This is a genomic window from Spartinivicinus poritis (assembly GCF_028858535.1).
GTDB classification, from domain to species: domain Bacteria; phylum Pseudomonadota; class Gammaproteobacteria; order Pseudomonadales; family Zooshikellaceae; genus Spartinivicinus; species Spartinivicinus poritis.
In genome coordinates, this window is record NZ_JAPMOU010000054.1 from 1 (window position 1) to 17,482 (window position 17,482).

Annotated in this window: 16 protein-coding genes; 12 read left to right on the forward strand and 4 right to left on the reverse strand. The window is 36.7% G+C overall.

What is annotated here, in order from left to right; translation table 11 throughout:
* The first annotated feature begins 80 nt into the window (after positions 1-80).
* The 8 genes from rfbC (at position 81) to ORQ98_RS24670 (ending at position 10,774) form a co-directional block, all read left to right on the forward strand.
* Positions 81-635 (forward strand): dTDP-4-dehydrorhamnose 3,5-epimerase, encoded by a 555-nt coding sequence (rfbC, locus tag ORQ98_RS24635; RefSeq protein ID WP_274691481.1) that lies wholly within the window; start codon positions 81-83, stop codon positions 633-635.
* The gene (locus ORQ98_RS24640; RefSeq protein WP_274691482.1) at positions 632-1,432 is read left to right on the forward strand and encodes an ABC transporter permease; all 801 of its coding nucleotides are present in this window, start codon (positions 632-634) and stop codon (positions 1,430-1,432) included. The genes rfbC and ORQ98_RS24640 overlap by 4 nt, the downstream gene beginning before the upstream one ends.
* The gene (locus ORQ98_RS24645) at positions 1,422-2,813 is read left to right on the forward strand and encodes an ABC transporter ATP-binding protein (RefSeq protein WP_274691483.1); all 1,392 of its coding nucleotides are present in this window, start codon (positions 1,422-1,424) and stop codon (positions 2,811-2,813) included. Before ORQ98_RS24640 ends, ORQ98_RS24645 begins: the two co-directional genes overlap by 11 nt.
* Positions 2,806-5,625 carry a glycosyltransferase gene (locus tag ORQ98_RS24650; protein ID WP_274691484.1) on the forward strand — a complete coding sequence of 940 codons (2,820 nt, stop codon included), beginning with the start codon at positions 2,806-2,808 and terminating at the stop codon, positions 5,623-5,625. The genes ORQ98_RS24645 and ORQ98_RS24650 overlap by 8 nt, the downstream gene beginning before the upstream one ends.
* Entirely contained in the window at positions 5,597-6,649 is a 1,053-nt protein-coding gene (locus ORQ98_RS24655) for an acyltransferase family protein (protein WP_274691485.1), read from the forward strand. The genes ORQ98_RS24650 and ORQ98_RS24655 overlap by 29 nt, the downstream gene beginning before the upstream one ends.
* Positions 6,650-6,732: 83 nt before the next feature.
* Positions 6,733-7,539, forward strand: a complete 807-nt coding sequence (locus ORQ98_RS24660; RefSeq protein ID WP_274691486.1) for a glycosyltransferase — start codon at positions 6,733-6,735, stop codon at positions 7,537-7,539.
* A 25-nt stretch (positions 7,540-7,564) separates the two neighbouring features.
* On the forward strand, positions 7,565-8,524 hold the full coding sequence (locus tag ORQ98_RS24665; RefSeq protein WP_274691487.1) for an NAD-dependent epimerase/dehydratase family protein: 960 nt from the start codon (positions 7,565-7,567) through the stop codon (positions 8,522-8,524).
* A 207-nt stretch (positions 8,525-8,731) separates the two neighbouring features.
* Positions 8,732-10,774, forward strand: a complete 2,043-nt coding sequence (locus ORQ98_RS24670; RefSeq protein WP_274691488.1) for a polysaccharide biosynthesis protein — start codon at positions 8,732-8,734, stop codon at positions 10,772-10,774.
* Between the two features lie 16 nt (positions 10,775-10,790).
* Here the strand turns inward: ORQ98_RS24670 and rimO are convergent, their stop codons facing one another.
* Positions 10,791-12,113, reverse strand: coding sequence for a 30S ribosomal protein S12 methylthiotransferase RimO (gene rimO / locus ORQ98_RS24675; RefSeq protein ID WP_274691489.1), 1,323 nt, complete (start codon positions 12,111-12,113; stop codon positions 10,791-10,793).
* 134 nt (positions 12,114-12,247) lie between these two features.
* Between rimO and ORQ98_RS24680 the strand changes: the two genes are divergently transcribed.
* Positions 12,248-13,174, forward strand: a complete 927-nt coding sequence (locus ORQ98_RS24680) for an alpha/beta fold hydrolase (protein WP_274691490.1) — start codon at positions 12,248-12,250, stop codon at positions 13,172-13,174.
* Between the two features lie 123 nt (positions 13,175-13,297).
* On the opposite strand, the gene ORQ98_RS24685 is transcribed toward ORQ98_RS24680, so the two are convergent.
* Positions 13,298-14,215 carry a DMT family transporter gene (locus ORQ98_RS24685; RefSeq protein WP_274691491.1) on the reverse strand — a complete coding sequence of 306 codons (918 nt, stop codon included), beginning with the start codon at positions 14,213-14,215 and terminating at the stop codon, positions 13,298-13,300.
* 259 nt (positions 14,216-14,474) lie between these two features.
* Here ORQ98_RS24685 and ORQ98_RS24690 point away from each other — a divergent pair, with 259 nt between their 5' ends.
* Positions 14,475-15,047 (forward strand): DJ-1 family glyoxalase III, encoded by a 573-nt coding sequence (locus ORQ98_RS24690; RefSeq protein ID WP_274691492.1) that lies wholly within the window; start codon positions 14,475-14,477, stop codon positions 15,045-15,047.
* Here ORQ98_RS24690 and ORQ98_RS24695 read toward each other — a convergent pair.
* On the reverse strand, positions 15,044-15,751 hold the full coding sequence (locus ORQ98_RS24695) for an OmpA family protein (protein WP_274691493.1): 708 nt from the start codon (positions 15,749-15,751) through the stop codon (positions 15,044-15,046). The genes ORQ98_RS24690 and ORQ98_RS24695 overlap by 4 nt on opposite strands.
* 392 nt (positions 15,752-16,143) lie before the next feature.
* Positions 16,144-16,458, reverse strand: coding sequence for a heat shock protein HspQ (gene hspQ, locus ORQ98_RS24700; protein ID WP_274691494.1), 315 nt, complete (start codon positions 16,456-16,458; stop codon positions 16,144-16,146).
* 166 nt (positions 16,459-16,624) lie between these two features.
* Between hspQ and ORQ98_RS24705 the strand changes: the two genes are divergently transcribed.
* Positions 16,625-17,116: a DUF2244 domain-containing protein gene (locus ORQ98_RS24705; RefSeq protein ID WP_274691495.1), complete on the forward strand. Its 492-nt coding sequence runs from the start codon at positions 16,625-16,627 to the stop codon at positions 17,114-17,116.
* Between the two features lie 30 nt (positions 17,117-17,146).
* Entirely contained in the window at positions 17,147-17,425 is a 279-nt protein-coding gene (locus tag ORQ98_RS24710; protein ID WP_274691496.1) for a DUF503 domain-containing protein, read from the forward strand.
* Positions 17,426-17,482 lie beyond the last annotated feature (57 nt).

The window sequence follows — 17,482 nt, forward strand, 5'->3', positions numbered from 1 at the left end:
CATTTGTAGCGCTGAGAACACCTCCGCTACCAGGTAAGCTACTAAATATAGCTTAGGCATGATGATAATTAGGTAATTTTATGAAAGTAATAGATACCAAAATTCCAAATGTGAAAATTATTGAGCCAACTGTATTTGGTGATGAGCGTGGTTTCTTTATGGAAACTTGGCAACAAAAGAAATTTGAGGAATTAGTTACAGGAAAGCCGACTACTTTCGTGCAGGATAACCACTCTAAATCAAAAAAGGGTATTCTTCGAGGCCTGCATTATCAAACAGAGAATACTCAAGGAAAGTTAGTTCGTGTTATTTCTGGTGAAGTATATGATGTAGTTGTGGATATCAGAAAAAAATCACCAACATTTGGGCAATGGGTTGGTGTATATCTTTCGGCAGAAAATAAGCGACAACTTTGGATTCCAGAAGGCTTTGCTCATGGGTTTTATGTGACATCTGATGAAGCTGAATTTGTTTATAAATGTACTGATTATTATAATCCTGAAGCAGAGATATCTATCATTTGGAATGATCCAAGTATTGGTGTTGACTGGCCAACACCAATTTTGGTTAATGCTCCTCAGTTATCGCATAAAGATATGAGTGGTTTACTATTTGTTGATGCAATGAAGTTATGAAATATATAATTTATTTGAAAAATAATAGGGGCTTATTAAAAAAGCTTGTTAAAAGAGATATTGAAAGTCGTTATAAAGGGTCTTTATTGGGGTTTTTATGGGCAGTTATTACTCCATTAATAATGCTTTCAGTTTATGCAACTTTTTTTACAGTTGTTTTTAAAGCTAAATGGGGAGGAATAGAAGATGAAAGCAAAGGTATGTACGCGATCATTATCTATTCTGGAATTATAGTTCATAGCTTTGTTGCTGAGTGTCTAAATAGATCTTCAGATGCTATTGTTAGTAATAAAAATCTAGTTAACAAAGTAGTTTTTCCTCTTGAGATTATTCCTGTATCAATGCTTGGATATCCTTTTATAAGTTTAAGTATAAATACTATATTGATAACACTTGCTGTTGTTGTGATTAATGATGGTTTTTTAAGTGGCACAATATATTTTGTAATCTTATTTTATATCTTAATGTTGTTTATTGGATTAAGTCTATGTTGGATTATTTCATCCATTTCAGTATATGTAAAAGATATAAAACAGGTATTGCCACTGATTACTTCGTTGTTAATGTTTATCTCACCCATATTTTATTCTGTTGAAATTTTACCACCAAGTTTACAAATATTTATGTATATTAACCCATTGACTTATCTGATAGAGGTTTATAGAGATATAATAATATGGGGTAATCCTCCTAATATACAGCTATTATTGTTTTTTACTTTGGTTTTGTTTTTTGCAGCAAGTTTATCCTTTAAGATTTTTAAAAAATTAAAGAAGGGTTTTGCAGATGTTATGTGACTCTATAGCAATTAAAATTGAAAACTTAGCTAAAGACTATAAAGTATATAAAAAACCTGAAGATAAATTAAAAGAAATGCTTTTTTCTAATTTCTTCAGTCTTTTTAAAATTGGCACAAAAAAATATTATGAAGTTTATACTGCTTTAAAGTCAGTATCATTTGAAGTAAAAAAAGGAGAAATAGTTGGAATTTTAGGGAAAAATGGGTGTGGTAAGTCTACATTATTGCAAATTATTTGTGGAACATTACCCTCAACAGAAGGAAATGTTGTTGTTAGTGGGAAAGTTGCTGCATTGCTTGAACTAGGTGTTGGTTTTAACCCTGAATATACAGGAATAGAAAATATTTACTTTTACGCATCCATATTAGGATTGACTAATAAGCAGATTGAAAAAAAAATAAATAGAATTATTGAATTTGCAGATATAGGTGACTTTATCAATCAACCTGTAAAGACATATTCAAGTGGTATGTATGTTAGACTAGCATTTTCAGTAATTGCTCATGTAGATGCTGATATATTAATTATTGATGAAGCCCTTGCAGTAGGTGATGCTTTTTTTATACAAAAATGCATGCGATTCATTCGTGAATTTATAAAAAAAGGAAGAACAATATTATTTGTTAGTCATGATATTAATTCAGTGATAAATCTATGTAATAAGGCAGTTTGGATAGATAACGGGATAGTAAAAAAAATAGGTGACCCCAAGTCTATCTCAAACGACTATTTAGCTGAGCTTTATAATAGTAGTAACACTAACGAAAAAAGTAATGAGGTAAATAGTAAAGATTACAGAAGTAAGCTTGGTATAAAATCCGAAACTACTTATGATATAAGAAGAAAGTTGCTGATAACAAGCAACCTAAGGAATGACTTAGAAATTTTTTCTTTTAATGATGAAAGTAAGTCTTTTGGTTGTAAAGGAGCCGTTATTACTGATGTAATGTTGTTAACATCAGATAAAGAAAATATTTGTTGGACTATTGGAGGAGAGCAAGTAATTTTATATATTGAAGGAAAGTCATTGATTAATATTTCAAAACCAATTATTGGCTTTTGTGTAAAAGATAAGCTTGGGCAACATATCTTTGGTGACAATACATACTTAGCGTATATAAATAAAAGTGTATCTTTAAAGGAAAATGACTTATTTTCCAGTGAATTTGCTTTTAACATGCCAATATTGCCAGCAGGTGATTATAGTATTTCTGTTGCTATTGCTGATGGGGATCAGTCAAGTCATCAGCAACACCACTGGATCCATGATGCTATCATATTTAAATCTCATTCCTCAAGTATTAGTTCAGGCTTAGTAGGTATTCCAATGCAGTCAATAAAGCTACATGCTTCTTCAATGGAAAGTTCTTATGAATAAAGAAATCCAGTTATTAAATTCTACAGGTGAAAGATTTGTTACTGAACTTGAAGGTATCATTAATTTAGAGCATTGGCATCGATATTTTTATGTATTAAAACATTGTGAAAATAAGACTGTCTTAGATATTGCTAGTGGTGAGGGATATGGAAGTTATTTGGTATCAAAAGTAGCAAAAAAAATATTTGGAGTCGACATAGATAAAGACTCTATTTCTCATGCAAAAAATAAATATCAAAATAAAAATTTAGAATTTATTGAGGGGGATTGTACAAGGATACCTTTACCATCTTGCTGTGTTGATGTTGTAGTAAGTTTTGAAACAATTGAGCATCATGATCAACACTTGGATATGATGAGAGAGCTTAAAAGAGTTTTAAAACCTGATGGTATACTAATTATATCTTCTCCTGATAAGGCAGAATGTAGTGATAGAAATGGTAATTCTAATATTTACCATATTAAGGAACTGTATAAAGATGAGTTTAAAAACTTAGTTAAAAATTTCTTTAAATATCAAGTATGCTTTGAACAAAGAGTAACAGTAGGTTCAATTATTTTACCAGAAGATAAGGTTACTAATTTTGTTAATATTAATTTGGAAAATAAGGAAGATATAAAGCTAAATGGCTTATATAGGCCTATTTTTTCAATTATTATTGCTTCTGATACTCAAGTAAAAGCCAATGAAGGCAGTTTATATGACTATCCTATAGAAAGAGCATTTGAATTTTTTAAAAATGACGAATCGTTTAGTGAAGCTGTTAGCTATATAGCTCATTTAGAAAATGATATAAATACTCTTAATAAACAGCTTATAAAATCAAATAATAGATTAGCAATATTGTTATCATCAAATAGCTTTAAAATAACAAAACCATTAAGGAAAATTAGAAGTATAATTTCAAACTACCCACGTTATTTAGTTCACTTAAAAACTATTATAAGGAAAACTAAGTTATATAAGCCATTATGTTACATGGCTAGTAAATTCTTTGTGTTTAAAAAAAAAATTAAAGAGCTGCCTTTTTCTAAGGATAATTTAATATTAATCGAAAAGTTTTCTAAAAATAGAAGTGGGGGAGTAAGTATTGCATCTTCAGAAGTAACTAATTATTCTGATTTGCCACATATAGATATTACAGTTGTTGTCTATAATAATTCTCAATGGATTGACGATTATATAAATAGCCTATTACTTCAAAAATATCCATTAGATAAAATAAGCATGATTTTTGTAGATAATGGGTCAACTGATGAATCTCTCAATAAATTATATCAAATTAGTGAAAGATATATAGATATATTTTCAAAAATAACTGTGCTTAAATCAATTAATAATGGATTTGGTGCTGGGCATGATTTAGCTATTAAAGATTCTCTAAGTGACTTAGTCTTGGTCAGTAACTTAGATCTAAAATTTGAAAAAGATGCTATTATTAATGTTATTAGGAGTGCGTTAGCTGATCAGGTAAATAGCTCAGATATAGCATGCTGGGAGTTAAGACAAAAACCATATGAGCATCCAAAGTTTTATGACCCTGTAACACTGGAAACACCTTGGTGTTCACATGCATGTGTTTTATTATCTAGGCGTGCATATAATGTTGCTGGTGGCTATGATAAAAATATATTTATGTATGGAGAAGATGTTGAGTTTTCTTATAGACTTCGAAGTTTAGGATTTAAATTAAGATATATTCCTTCTGCTGTTGTATACCATTATACATATGATGAAATTAATATAATAAAGCCATTACAGTTCTCAGGTAGCTTATTATCTAACTATCTTATTCGGCTACGCTATGGTCATGTTAAGGATAAGTTAATAGGTTTGGTTCTTCAGATATTGATCATAATTAGGGGTGCAAATTTTAAAGGTAGTAGATCTCTTGCTTTTGGTAATGTAACAAAAATGATTTTTTTGACTCCTAGATTTTACCAGTCCAGAAGAAAAATAGTTAATGAAAGCTTCCCTTTTTACTATTTTGACTATGCACTCAATAGAGAGGGGGCGTTTTATAATTTATGCGAAAATACATTAGGTGAAGGTGCTGATAAACCACTTGTTTCGATTATTACTAGAACTTATAAAGGACGGGATTATTTATTAAAACAATGTGCTCAGTCTGTATATAACCAAACTTATGATAATATTGAACATATAATTGTAGAGGATGGTGGAGATACTGTAAAACAAACAATAAAAGATATTAAATCTACTCTAGGGGAAAGTCATCTTGTAAAATATATTCCATTACCCAAGCTGGGGCGCTCATTTGCTGGTAATAAAGGATTAGAAAATGCAAGAGGTAAATACGCAGTTTTTTTGGATGATGATGATTTGTTGTTTTCAGATCATGTAGAGGTTCTTGTTAACACTCTTGAAAACTGTGCAAATATTGTTGCAGCCTATAGCTTAGCATGGGAGGTTGGAACAGAGTTTTTTGAAGGTGGATATATTGAGAAATTTTATCAAATGAATAGTCGTTTTATTCAAGAATATGATAAAAATAAATTATATGAAGAAAATTATATTCCAATTCAATCGATAATGTTTAAAACAAATTTATTTAAGGAGTCAGGTGGTTTTGATGAAAATGTAGAATACCTTGAAGACTGGTTGCTTTGGATAAAATATAGTTTATATGGGGATTTTAAGCTGGTTAAAAAAACAACATCTTTATTTAGGACCCCTAGTGAATCAACTATACGGTATGAACGACAAAAACAACTTAACAATGCATATAGTATGGCTATAAAAAAGAGAAGAGAGATACTTGATGAATTTAGAAGTCGCATCATTAAATAGAAATAATAACTTTAACTTTGTTAGATTTGTCGCTGCATTTGCTGTTTTATATCGTCATATGTTTGATTTATCCTTTGGCGTGCCACATACTGCAGATCCAATTGAAAAGATATTTAGTTTTTCAGTTAGTAGTATAGCTGTTGATGCATTTTTTTTTACCAGTGGCTATTTAGTATATAAGAGTTTAGTGTTACGGCGTAATTTAATTAGTTTTACTATGTCAAGAATATTAAGGGTATTTCCAGCACTGATTATTGCTCTGTTATTTTCTATAGTTGTGGTTGGTGGATTGAGTTCATCATTAAATAGTTTAGATTATTTTACAAGTACTGAGGTCTGGAGTTACTTTGTAAACAACATCTTTTTATTTGATGGAGTTATTCAATATTATCTCCCTGAAGTGTTTACTGATAATCCTTATCCTAATGCTGTTAACGGCTCTTTGTGGACACTTCCAGGTGAAGTTCACATGTATATATTGATTGGCTTTTTTTATTTTTTCGGGGTTACGGAAAGTAAAGATAAAGTAAGCTCTATTTGTTTGTTTATTTTTTTTATATATATACTCAATCATATTGGAGTTTTTAACTTAGATGGATCTTTTAAAATTTATTTAAAATTTTTTGTTATGTTTTTTTCTGGAGTATTGTATTATTTGTTCGCTGAAAAAATTAAATTAAACCTATATTTATTTGTTGTCGCGATGTTTTTTTTAGTTTTCTTCTTTAATAATAGTTTTGTGAGAATTTTATATCCATTGTTATTGGGTTATGTAATACTTTATTTTGTCTTTGCTGTAAAAGGGAAGGTGTTATATTTTAATAAGTTTGGCGACTATTCCTATGGAATTTATATATTTTCTTTTCCCATACAACAGCTTGTGATTTACTTTCTTATTGCAAACGAAAGTTTTACATTTAAATATGCACTAATAATTTCAGCATTTTTAACGTTATTATTATCAATTTTCTCATGGCATGCCATTGAAAAACCTGTACTAGGCTTAAAAAAATACTTCTCATAAGGATCTTCTAATCATTTATTATATTTTTTACTGTCTATAAGATATATAGGTATTGTATCAAAAGCTTATCTTAGGCATGCTATATGAAACTACTTGTTTCCCTTGTTGTTTTCAAACAACCCTGGGACTTAATAGAAAAGGTAATTGACTCGCTTACTGAAGCAATAAACGAATCCAAAATACTTTTTGCTTCAATAGTTATTGTTGATAACTACTGTGATACATCATTAAATGAAAGTTTATGTCGTAAATATTCCAATATAAATAAAAAATTTGATATAAGGATTATTCAAGGGCAAGGTAATTTAGGATATGGTTTAGGCAATAACTTGGCTATTAATGCGATTGGTTATGATTATAGCTTGGTGCTTAACCCTGATGTGATTATTCATCAAGGAGCATTGAAAGTAGCTTTTGAATATTTTAGTAATAACAATGATGTTGTACTTATTTCACCCAAAATACTGAATGAAAAAGGTGCTTTAGAGTCTGGTATCAAATCATACCCATCATTACTTGTTTTATTACTTAGGTTCTTAAATATCAAAAAACTTAATAGATTTTTCAATAAAAGGTTAGCTAATTACGAGAACCACCTAGTTGTTTTAAGTAATAATGTTGCTGATGTTAATATTATAAGTGGATGCTTTATGCTGTTTCGTTCATCAGTCTTAAAAGAACTTGGTGGATTTGACAGACATTATTTCATGTACTTTGAAGATTTTGATTTATCAATTCGTGCAAGAAAAATGGGCCGCGTTATTTATCACCCCGAAGTAGTAGTCACTCATTATGGTGGAGGAGCTGGCAAAAAAGGCCCTAAGCACATCAAATATTTTGCCCGGTCAATGATAACTTTCTTTAATAAGTATGGTTGGAAGTTGATTTAGTAGGGCTTGATAATTTGGTTTACTTATGAATATCCTAATAACGGGTGCCACTGGTTTTGTTGGCCAATCCCTTTGTAATTTTCTTAGCCGAAAAGAGCAGGTTAACTTAATAGTGGGAGCTAGTCGATCTGAAACTAAAATTAATGGTTGTCATAAAACCATTAATTTATACTGTGATAACGGGCAGATAACTGTTCAGGATCAACTGGTAAAGCACCTTCAAAATATTGATGTAGTTATTCACTTGGCTGGTCGTGCTCATGTGATGAGAGACTCAGGGTTTGATATAGAAGCAGCTTATTATAAAGCGAATGTTGAGTATACATGTAAACTTGCTGAAGCTGCAGCTCAGTCAGGAGTAAAGCGTTTCGTATTTTTAAGTAGTATTAAAGTAAACGGTGAGTCAACTAATCATCCATTTACTGCTAGTGATATACCTTCACCTGATGACACTTATGGTTGTTCTAAGAAGTCTGCAGAGGAATGCTTATTCAAAATAGCCAAAAACTCTACTCTTGAAGTAGTTGTTATACGTCCCTCACTAATTTATGGAGAGGGAATGAAAGGCAACTTATCGTCTTTATTAAAACTGGTAAAAAGAAGAATACCGCTACCATTGGGAGCAGTGAAAAATAAGCGGAGTCTATGTTCACTTGATGCTCTTTGTAATCTAATATGGCTTTGTGTTATGCACCCTAACGCAGCTAATCAAGTGTTTTTGGCTGCAGATAATAAACCAATTTCCACTGTGGAATTGGTGAATGCAATTGCTAAAGGACTTGGGGTGAAAGCTCGTTTTATTAAAATACCTCAATTTATTCTGAAGCTAGTGGGTTTCTGTTTAGGAAAAAAAGATCAAATGGAACGTGTTTTAGGTAATTTGGAAGTGAATGTTGAGTATACGACTGAAACAGTTGAATGGACTCCGGAGCAGGATACACAAACTGCGCTGGCAAGATTACTTTCATCGACCTCAAACTTTTGAAACATTAATTTAATCCTACTTTTATATTTACGTTATCATTTCTAAAACGAAAATGATTGTTTAGTCGTTTACTTCATAAATTGCATTCCTATAAATTATGTCCTAATTCCATACAAGTTTAAGCTTGTTGCAAATACTTGGATATGTTTCTATCTGCTACTTTATTTTTAAGTTATGTTCTTCACTAAGCCTTTTCTTAGAATGGCAATGAAAATTAAAAACTTTCTACTAGAACTGACTCGGCGGCAAAAAAGAGTACTAAGTGTTACAACAGATGTTGTTCTCACCTGGCTTTGTCTTTGGCTTGCCTTCTTTGTTCGCTTGGGCACAGATCAGCTAATTAACCCGATTGGTGCTGATTTTTCCTGGCTGTTTATCGTCGCACCGCTAGTGTCTTTACCAATTTTTATCAGGCTTGGGCTTTACCGTGCTGTGCTTCGCTATATGGGGCGCGATGCTTTTTTAGCAGTGTTTAAAGCGATTACCTTATCTACCCTGGTGTTGTCTTTGTTGATTTACTGGCATCGAGAAGCGGCGGTGGTGCCGCGCTCAGTGGTGTTAAATTACTGGGCGCTGTGTATGCTGGCAATTGGCGGGATTCGCTGGGCTATTAGATTATGGTTGGTTCCTCAGGAGAGTGCTCATTTATTGCGAATATCTCGGGCGCAAAATTTAAGTAAGCGCCCAGTGGCTATTTATGGTGCGGGTGAGGCTGGCTTTGAGTTGCTGGGGGCGTTAGAGCGTGGTCATGAGTTAATGCCGGTAGCATTTGTAGATAACGATCGTTCGATTGCTAATCGTTTGATTGCAGGTAAACGGGTCTATACACCTAAGCATATTGGCCAAATGATTGAGGAGACCGGGGCAAGAGAAATACTGCTGGCGATGCCTTCTTTGTCTCGCTCACAGAAAAAGGAAATTTTAGAGTCTTTGGAACAATACCCCCTGCATGTTAGAACAGTACCCAGTATTTCTGAGCTAGCGATGGGTAAGGTGAAAGTAGCGGATATTCGTGAAGTCGAGATAGCGGATGTATTAGGAAGAGACTCTGTTCAACCTGAAGAAGCGCTTTTAGAACGCTGTATTAAAAACAAGGTGGTGATGGTTACAGGGGCAGGCGGCTCCATTGGTTCAGAGCTTTGTCGGCAGATTGTGCAGAATCAACCTAAAAGTATCATTTTGTTTGAGCACTCGGAATACAACTTATACAGTATTCATAAAGAGCTGGAGCAGATTGTACAACAAGTGAGCTATGTTGTTGAAATCATTCCTTTGCTTGGCTCAGTCACCAATGCCAAGCATTTGCTCAATACGATCAGCTCTTATCATGTCGATACCCTATATCATGCAGCAGCCTATAAGCATGTGCCTATTGTTGAGCAAAATATTGCGGAGGGAATTCGTAATAATGTATTTGGTACCTTACTTACTGCACAAGCAGCGATTATTGGTAAAGTAAAACACTTTGTGCTGATTTCGACTGATAAAGCGGTTAGGCCCACTAATGTTATGGGTGCTAGTAAGCGCTTGGCAGAAATGGTGTTGCAAGCACTTAGTGAAGAGTCAACGCTTTATTTAAATAAAAATAATGTATTTGGCTTAGTTAACCATTGTGCTTTTCATAATGAAACCCGCTTTACTATGGTGCGTTTTGGTAATGTATTAGGATCATCGGGCTCAGTTATTCCTAAGTTTCGGGAACAGGTGGCAGAGGGCGGCCCTATTACGGTTACACACCCCAATATTACCCGTTACTTTATGACGATACCTGAAGCCTCCCAGTTGGTGATTCAAGCAGGAGCCATGGGACAAGGAGGTGATGTGTTTGTTTTGAATATGGGGGAGCCAGTTAAAATTGTTGATCTGGCTGAGAAAATAATTAATCTTTCAGGGTTAACAGTTAAAAATGAGGAAAGCCCTGAAGGGGATATTGAAATTCAGTTTACTGGCTTGAGGCCGGGTGAAAAACTGTATGAAGAGCTGTTAATTGGTGAAAACAATACTCCTACGGAACACTCGATGATTATGCGTGCTCATGAGGAAATGCTGCCATGGGAGTCATTAGCAGAACTGCTAGGTGAGATTGAACAGTCATTAAAGGAGTATGACTATACCAATGTACGTCACCTGTTGTTAAAAGCGGTGACCGGTTACAAACCTGAAAAAAATATTGTGGACTTGTTGTATAACCAAAATAAAAAAGTCACTGTAGAAAAGGTTGTGAGCTTGGAACAAAAAGGCCAGCAGTAGCTGGCCTTTTTGTATACTATTCGTGAAGAAGATGCCCCCACATATCGTATTCATCGGCTTCCTCCACTACTGCCTTAACCAACTGCCCTGGCTGTAAGTGAGTGGCACCTTCTAAATAAATTTTCCCGTCAATTTCAGGGGCATCGGCTTTGGTTCGGCCGGCGGCTCCATCATCACCTACCTCATCAATAATTACTTCAACTGCCTTACCGACTTTTTGCTGAAGTTTGTTGGCGCTAATTTTCTGCTGGGTTGCCATAAACTGTTCCCAACGTTCTTGCTTCACTTCTTCTGGTACAGCACCTGGTAGTTCATTGGCTTTGGCGCCTTCTACTGGCGAGTATTTAAAGCAACCCACCCGGTCTAATTGCGCTTCTTCCAACCAGCCGAGCATTAGCTCAAAATCTTGTTCTGTTTCGCCTGGAAAGCCGACAATAAATGTACTTCTTAGGGTGATATCTGGGCAGATGCTACGCCAGGCTTTAACTCTATTTAATGTGTTTTCAGCATGGGCAGGGCGTTTCATCGTTTTTAGCACAGTTGGGCTGGCATGTTGGAAAGGAATATCCAGATAAGGCAGAATAATTCCCTCTTCCATTGAAGGAATGATTTCATCTACGTGGGGGTAGGGGTACACATAATGTAACCTTACCCAGGCACCTAACGATCCTAAGCCTTTGCACAAATCGAGCATTTTTGACTTCATGGGGCGGCCTTGCCAGAAGCCAGTGCGGTATTTGATATCGACACCATAGGCGCTGGTGTCTTGGGAAATAACTAATAGCTCATTAACGCCCGCTTTGACCAGTCTTTCTGCCTCATCCATTACTTCTCCCACTGGGCGACTAACTAATTTGCCTCGCAAAGAAGGAATAATGCAGAAGGTGCAGCTGTGGTTACAGCCTTCTGAGATTTTTAAATAGGCATAATGGCGTGGGGTTAGCTTGATACCTTGCGGGGGTACTAAATCAAGGTAAGGATCGTGTTCTATTGCGGGTGGCACATATTCGTGGACAGCACCCACGACTTCTTCATACTGTTGGGGGCCGGTGACACTTAATACCTGGGGGTGAATGGATGTGATTTGCTCTGCATTTTTTCCCATGCAGCCCGTTACAATCACTTTGCCATTAGCATCAATGGCTTCACCAATGGCCTCTAATGATTCCGCTTTGGCTTCATCAATAAAACCACAGGTATTGACCACTACTACATCGGCATCTTGGTAGGTGGGTACAATTTCATAGCCATCTGTCCGCAGCTGGGTCAGAATGCGTTCTGAGTCTACCAAGGCCTTTGGGCAGCCTAAGCTTACAAATCCAACTTTAGGATTTGACATAATCAGTTATCTCTCAACAGCTAATAATTTATATTAATAGTTAAAAAGCGGGCTATTTTACCTAACAACTTTTGGTGTTGCTACGAGTGCAACTTTCTTAATATTAGAAATCGTCGGTGAATAGGTATGAGATAATGGGATATTCTGCTGATATTCCTCTTACCGCCGGAACTGTGCAGGCCAATGGCGTTGAATTGGCTTATGAGTCCTGGGGGGAAAGTGACAAGCCTGTGATGTTATTAGTGATGGGGCTATCTTGCCAGATGTGGATGTGGCCTGATCCGTTTGTTGCTCTGTTAGTGAAGCAAGGCTTTCGCGTGGTTCGGTTTGATAACCGTGATGTTGGTGGCTCCAGTAGTGTAAAGCGGCAGATGCCGATTAATTTGCCGTTGAGCTATTTTAAGTACCGGTTAGGGAGCTTGCCCAAAGCCCATTACAATTTGCATGATATGGCTGAGGATACTTTAGCCTTAATGAATGCACTGAAATTAACTGATGTGCATTTAGTGGGGGTGTCGATGGGTGGGATGATTGGCCAGCTATTGGCCGCCAAGCACCCAGATAAGCTGGAAAGCTTAACGTTATTAATGACATCTACCAACCACCCAAATTTACCTACCCCTGATCCACGACTGATTAAGTTTGTTTTTGCCAGAAAATTAGCGGGGCGAAATAAACAACGAGTGGTTGATCATCAACAAGCTATGTGGGAAACCATTGGTAGTCCTGCTTATCCAACGGATCCAAATATGCTGCGGCAATTATTGGAACAATGCTTTGATCGAGATTTTCGACCCGCTGGCATGGTGCGTCAAACCCATGCGATTTTAGCAACTGGCTCATTGATTAAATGGACCCGTGAAGTAACCCTGCCAACACAAATTATTCACGGTATGGCAGACCCATTGATTTCGGTAAAAGCAAGTCTTCAGCTAAAACAGTTAATATCTGGGGCTAAGTTAGTGACGATTCCAGGTATGGGGCACGATATACCACAGGGGCTGTATCAAACAATTAGTGATATTATTACTAATCACATTAAGAGCCACGAAAGTGATTGATAAATAGAGTGTATAATATGGAGCAATAGAATATTCTTTCGCTGCACAAGAGGCCTCATGTCACAGCTACAGAATACCCTATCACTCCCTATTGCCAGCTTTTGAGCTAGAGGCCCCCATTAGTTAACTAACAGTCCCCTTTTCTCCTTTAATGTTTGCTGAGCGATGACTTAACCGTTGCTGTAATACAATGCCTGTAATAATTAATACCAACCCAACGTAGGTGGCAGGGTGTATAGTTTCGCCCAGTAAATAATGAATAAAAATCAGTGAAGTAAAGGGTGCTAAAAAGATTAAATTACTGATTTTTGCAGTGTTTTCAGCAAGCCTCATGGCATTCAGCCATAAAATAAAACTAAACCCCATTTCGAATAGACCAATATAAAGAGCCCCGGCAAAACCATGCCAGTGGGGGATAGTAAAGTCAGCAAATGTGGCAGTACTCATGATGAGTAAAGGGAAGCCCATTAAAAAACAGGCTAATAAGCTGACAACAGGGTCGTGGTTTTGTTTGGTATTCAATAACCAATATAAAGCCCAGAAGAGGGTGCTGGCCAATAAAAATAACACCCCAAGTGGGTTAGAAAAATTTAAACTGAGCAACTCGCCTTTGGTAGAAATCACCAATACACCTAAATAGCTGACTAAACAGGCTAATAACTCTAAAAAAGAAATTTTTTGCTTTAGAATGGGAATGGATAATAGGGTTAACGTAATAGCCCAGGTGTAATTAATGGGCTGTGCCTGTTGGGCTGGGAGTAAGTCATAGCCTTGAAGTAGCAATAGGTAATAGATAAAAGGGTTCATTGCCCCCAGCAATAAATAGTGAGTGGGTGCCGCTTTGATACAGTGAAAAACCTGCTTAAGCTTGCCTTGCCACCCTAAAATAGCAGTCAGTAAAATAATACAGCAAAGGCTGGAGTAAAACAGTAATTGCAATGGACTAAAATGTTGCAAGCTGACTTTAAAAGCAGTAGCTACCGTAGACCAAAGTAATACAGCAGATAATCCATAAATAGTGGCTTGTTTTTGATTTTTCATAAGGCATTAAATAACAGCTGATTACTTCCATTAGAGGCTGTCGCAAAACTACTGCGCTTGCAAATACTGCGTTAAAAATCGGCTCAAAATGCTCATTTATTAAGTATAAACTCTGCTTTTTCGCCGATTTTTGCCTTGCCTTGTCTTTGCTTCGCTCATAACCTTTTGCGACACCCTCATTAGCGAGCATTTTTGTGAGAAAGCTATTGTCCAGCCATACTATTCTATAAGCACTCGTTTTTCTACACTAGGTAATAATATGACTAAGGTATTAATTGCCATTGCTGATGGTACAGAAGAATTAGAAGCGGTTTGTATTATTGATGTATTGCGCCGTGCGGGTATAGAAGTGACTGTGGCCAGTTGCATGCCAACTGATTCGCTGTTGATTACAGCTTCGCGAGGGGTAAAAATTCAAGCGGACTGTCATATCAAAGCCTGTATGAATCAATCCTATAAACTTATCGTTCTACCTGGTGGAATACCAGGGGCAAAACATTTGTACGAGTGCCAGCCACTCACTGACATTTTAGAAAAACAAATAAATAATAAACAATGGCATGCTGCAATTTGTGCATCACCTGCTGTGGTGTTGGCACAACATGGCTGGTTGAAAGGGGTCAAAGCAACCTGTTATCCCAGTTTTCAAGATAAATTAACAGGCGCGCAGGTTGATAAAACTGCTGCGGTGGTAATTGATCAGGATAATAAACTGATTACCAGCCAGGGGCCTGGCACTGCATTAGCGTTTGCTCTGGCCCTGGTTGAGGTGTTATTGGGTAAGGAAAAAGCTCAGTCAGTAGCTCAGCCGATGGTAACCCATGCGGCCTAATTTTGTGCAACAGTTGCTGTGTTTTCATTAGTGCTAAGTGTTACAATGACCTGGCGGTCCAACGCATAACCGTCAAAATTTCCCTGGGCTGCAGTAGCCTCTTGTTTGCCATGGGCGATGATATTAATACGTGTCTGGTCAATGCCTTCGCTAATCAAATATTGCTTAACCGCTTGAGCTCTGGCCAGTGATAATTGGTGGTTGCTACTATTTGAGCCTCGCTGATCAGCGTAACCATCCAGCTGAATTTGCAATGCTGGATTTGCTATTAATATGGTTACCCAATGATCAAGCAGCGCTAAATGAGATGCTGGTATACGGCTCTCGGCGGTATGAAACAATACAGGGAATTGTGCGGCTTGGTTTTCGTCTATGATCCAATAATTATTGCCACTAATTAACTCACTATCTGGCTGGTTTGCTGCCAGCTGCTGCCTAAGCAGTTCAATTTCCTGTTGGGCTGTAATCAGTGCAGCCTCATTTGCTTCTGCTTGTTCTGCCATAGCGAACTTTTCAGTGACTCCATCACCAACAGCAGCACCAATGACTGCACCAAAAGGGCCACCCGCTAACGCACCGATAACCATACCAGATCCTACGCCCACTAATTTGTCCCCAACACTCGCTTTGGGTTCTTTAGCAAAAACCGCAGTTGATAAACAGGTAGTAGCAACCAGGATACAGGTGAGTCTTGTTAGTTTCATAATATTTCTCTTATTTCAATTATGTTATACCCTTCTCGAATGATTTTTATACCCCTAGGGCACAAGGGGTTTGTTGTCGTCGCTAAGCACCAAGGATGGTGTGAATGCAGTTTATGCAGGAGCAATAAACTGTCTTCACCCTAATCATTTATAAAAACATAAACTCATGGGGGCAAGTCTGATACAGCAAGACTTGCGGTAGCTACCTTAATTTACATAAGAGTGCTACTGGAACTCATCGCTTGACGGCCTCCCCTAAAAACCATTCGCTTTGGCTATCTGACGGTGAGTGGGCTACGTCGGTTGTTAAACGTTATTGAAACAACAGAAAAAGACTATCTGATAGTTACATTAAGACAGTTGTCGGTAATAAAAAGGCAAAATATGGCAGGTTAATTGGATTTTTGTTTTAAGTGATATTGGCCATTAATAAATTGATCAAAATAAAGTCCAAGCTCAGGGTGGTGGACTTGTTCGCCACTGTCATCAGGCTCTAAGTTTTGTTCTGCAACATAGGTTTGATGGACTGCATTATCCACTAACACATGGTACCAAGGCTTATTTTTGGGTGGGCGGCTTTTGGCCATGGCTTGATACCACTCATCAGAAAGCATAAAGGTAGGGTCTATATCAATCACAACTCCTCGATAGTTAAACAGTTTGTGATGAACTATTTGCCCGATTGAAAATTTAGCTTCTTGAGTCATGGCATCCTTCGCGTATGGTGCATCCTTCAGTACTAGGTGTACTTGAACTAAGCTTAGACATTAAGTGTTTGGTTTGCTCATAGAATTCAACAGAGGTTGACTCTTCTCTGGATTACATTATCTAAGCAGTGACATTGCTTACGAAGTAAGTAACAGGCCCTTAATTATGGTTGTTGTGGAACAGAGCAAACAGGTAGGTCAAGAAATTTGGTTAAAGTCTAATCAGTCGTTAAGCTGGCGTGGCAATTTGCAGGTTTTTGGCGGTCTTGCTGTATTGAGCCTGCTTATTGCTGTAGGTTTTGCCTTAGTAGGGGCTTGGGTAGTCCTGCCTTTTGCTGGGCTTGAACTTGCTTGCCTGGCCATAGGGCTCTATTACACCGCTTGGCAAGCAACTCGCCAGCAGCGAATTTGGCTGACCATTGACCAGATCTGTATCGAAAAGGGGCATCGGCGTTTAGAGCAACGTTATGTATTGCAGCGAGAATGGACCACTGTACAAGTATTTAAGCGAACTCATGGGGTTGGTGCAGATGAAGTGAGTCTGTGCTATCGAAATCAAATAGTTCCTGTAGGTGAATTTTTAAATCAGGCCGACCGAGCCTTGTTGGTTGAACATTTAAAGCAAAATGGACTTTCAATTGAGATTCATCTTACCTAAATATACCCAATGCGTAGGGTATTAAAATAAATGGTCATTCAGTTACTAACACTATTTTTCCATTTACCAGGCTGTCGGTCACTAAAAGAAAAAAGGAGCCGTTTAGGTGGTCTTAAAGATAAATTTGGCAAGGTAACTAATGTTGCTATCACTGAGTCAGATTTTCATGATTTGCATCAGCAAGCACAATGGAGTGTTATTATTATGGCAAAGGATCAGTCAATAGTTGACCGAATCATTGCTCAGTTAGAGTTAGCAATTGATCAGATGGATGTATTGTTAATTAAAATAACAAGGGAACGACTATAAACGAACACTCTAACAGCACCCTTGTTTATACAGGGTGTACCACTTAATCAAACGCTA

What these genes read in the sequence shown, in the direction of transcription:
- rfbC (WP_274691481.1), top strand. Translation starts at nt 81, where the DNA reads ATGAAAGTAATAGATACCAAAATTCCAAATGTGAAAATTATTGAGCCA.
- ORQ98_RS24640 (WP_274691482.1), top strand. Translation starts at nt 632, where the DNA reads ATGAAATATATAATTTATTTGAAAAATAATAGGGGCTTATTAAAAAAG.
- ORQ98_RS24645 (WP_274691483.1), top strand. Translation starts at nt 1,422, where the DNA reads ATGTTATGTGACTCTATAGCAATTAAAATTGAAAACTTAGCTAAAGAC.
- ORQ98_RS24650 (WP_274691484.1), top strand. Translation starts at nt 2,806, where the DNA reads ATGAATAAAGAAATCCAGTTATTAAATTCTACAGGTGAAAGATTTGTT.
- ORQ98_RS24655 (WP_274691485.1), top strand. Translation starts at nt 5,597, where the DNA reads ATGAATTTAGAAGTCGCATCATTAAATAGAAATAATAACTTTAACTTT.
- ORQ98_RS24660 (WP_274691486.1), top strand. Translation starts at nt 6,733, where the DNA reads ATGAAACTACTTGTTTCCCTTGTTGTTTTCAAACAACCCTGGGACTTA.
- ORQ98_RS24665 (WP_274691487.1), top strand. Translation starts at nt 7,565, where the DNA reads ATGAATATCCTAATAACGGGTGCCACTGGTTTTGTTGGCCAATCCCTT.
- ORQ98_RS24670 (WP_274691488.1), top strand. Translation starts at nt 8,732, where the DNA reads ATGAAAATTAAAAACTTTCTACTAGAACTGACTCGGCGGCAAAAAAGA.
- rimO (WP_274691489.1), bottom strand. Translation starts at nt 12,113, where the DNA reads ATGTCAAATCCTAAAGTTGGATTTGTAAGCTTAGGCTGCCCAAAGGCC.
- ORQ98_RS24680 (WP_274691490.1), top strand. Translation starts at nt 12,248, where the DNA reads ATGGGATATTCTGCTGATATTCCTCTTACCGCCGGAACTGTGCAGGCC.
- ORQ98_RS24685 (WP_274691491.1), bottom strand. Translation starts at nt 14,215, where the DNA reads ATGAAAAATCAAAAACAAGCCACTATTTATGGATTATCTGCTGTATTA.
- ORQ98_RS24690 (WP_274691492.1), top strand. Translation starts at nt 14,475, where the DNA reads ATGACTAAGGTATTAATTGCCATTGCTGATGGTACAGAAGAATTAGAA.
- ORQ98_RS24695 (WP_274691493.1), bottom strand. Translation starts at nt 15,751, where the DNA reads ATGAAACTAACAAGACTCACCTGTATCCTGGTTGCTACTACCTGTTTA.
- hspQ (WP_274691494.1), bottom strand. Translation starts at nt 16,458, where the DNA reads ATGACTCAAGAAGCTAAATTTTCAATCGGGCAAATAGTTCATCACAAA.
- ORQ98_RS24705 (WP_274691495.1), top strand. Translation starts at nt 16,625, where the DNA reads ATGGTTGTTGTGGAACAGAGCAAACAGGTAGGTCAAGAAATTTGGTTA.
- ORQ98_RS24710 (WP_274691496.1), top strand. Translation starts at nt 17,147, where the DNA reads ATGGTCATTCAGTTACTAACACTATTTTTCCATTTACCAGGCTGTCGG.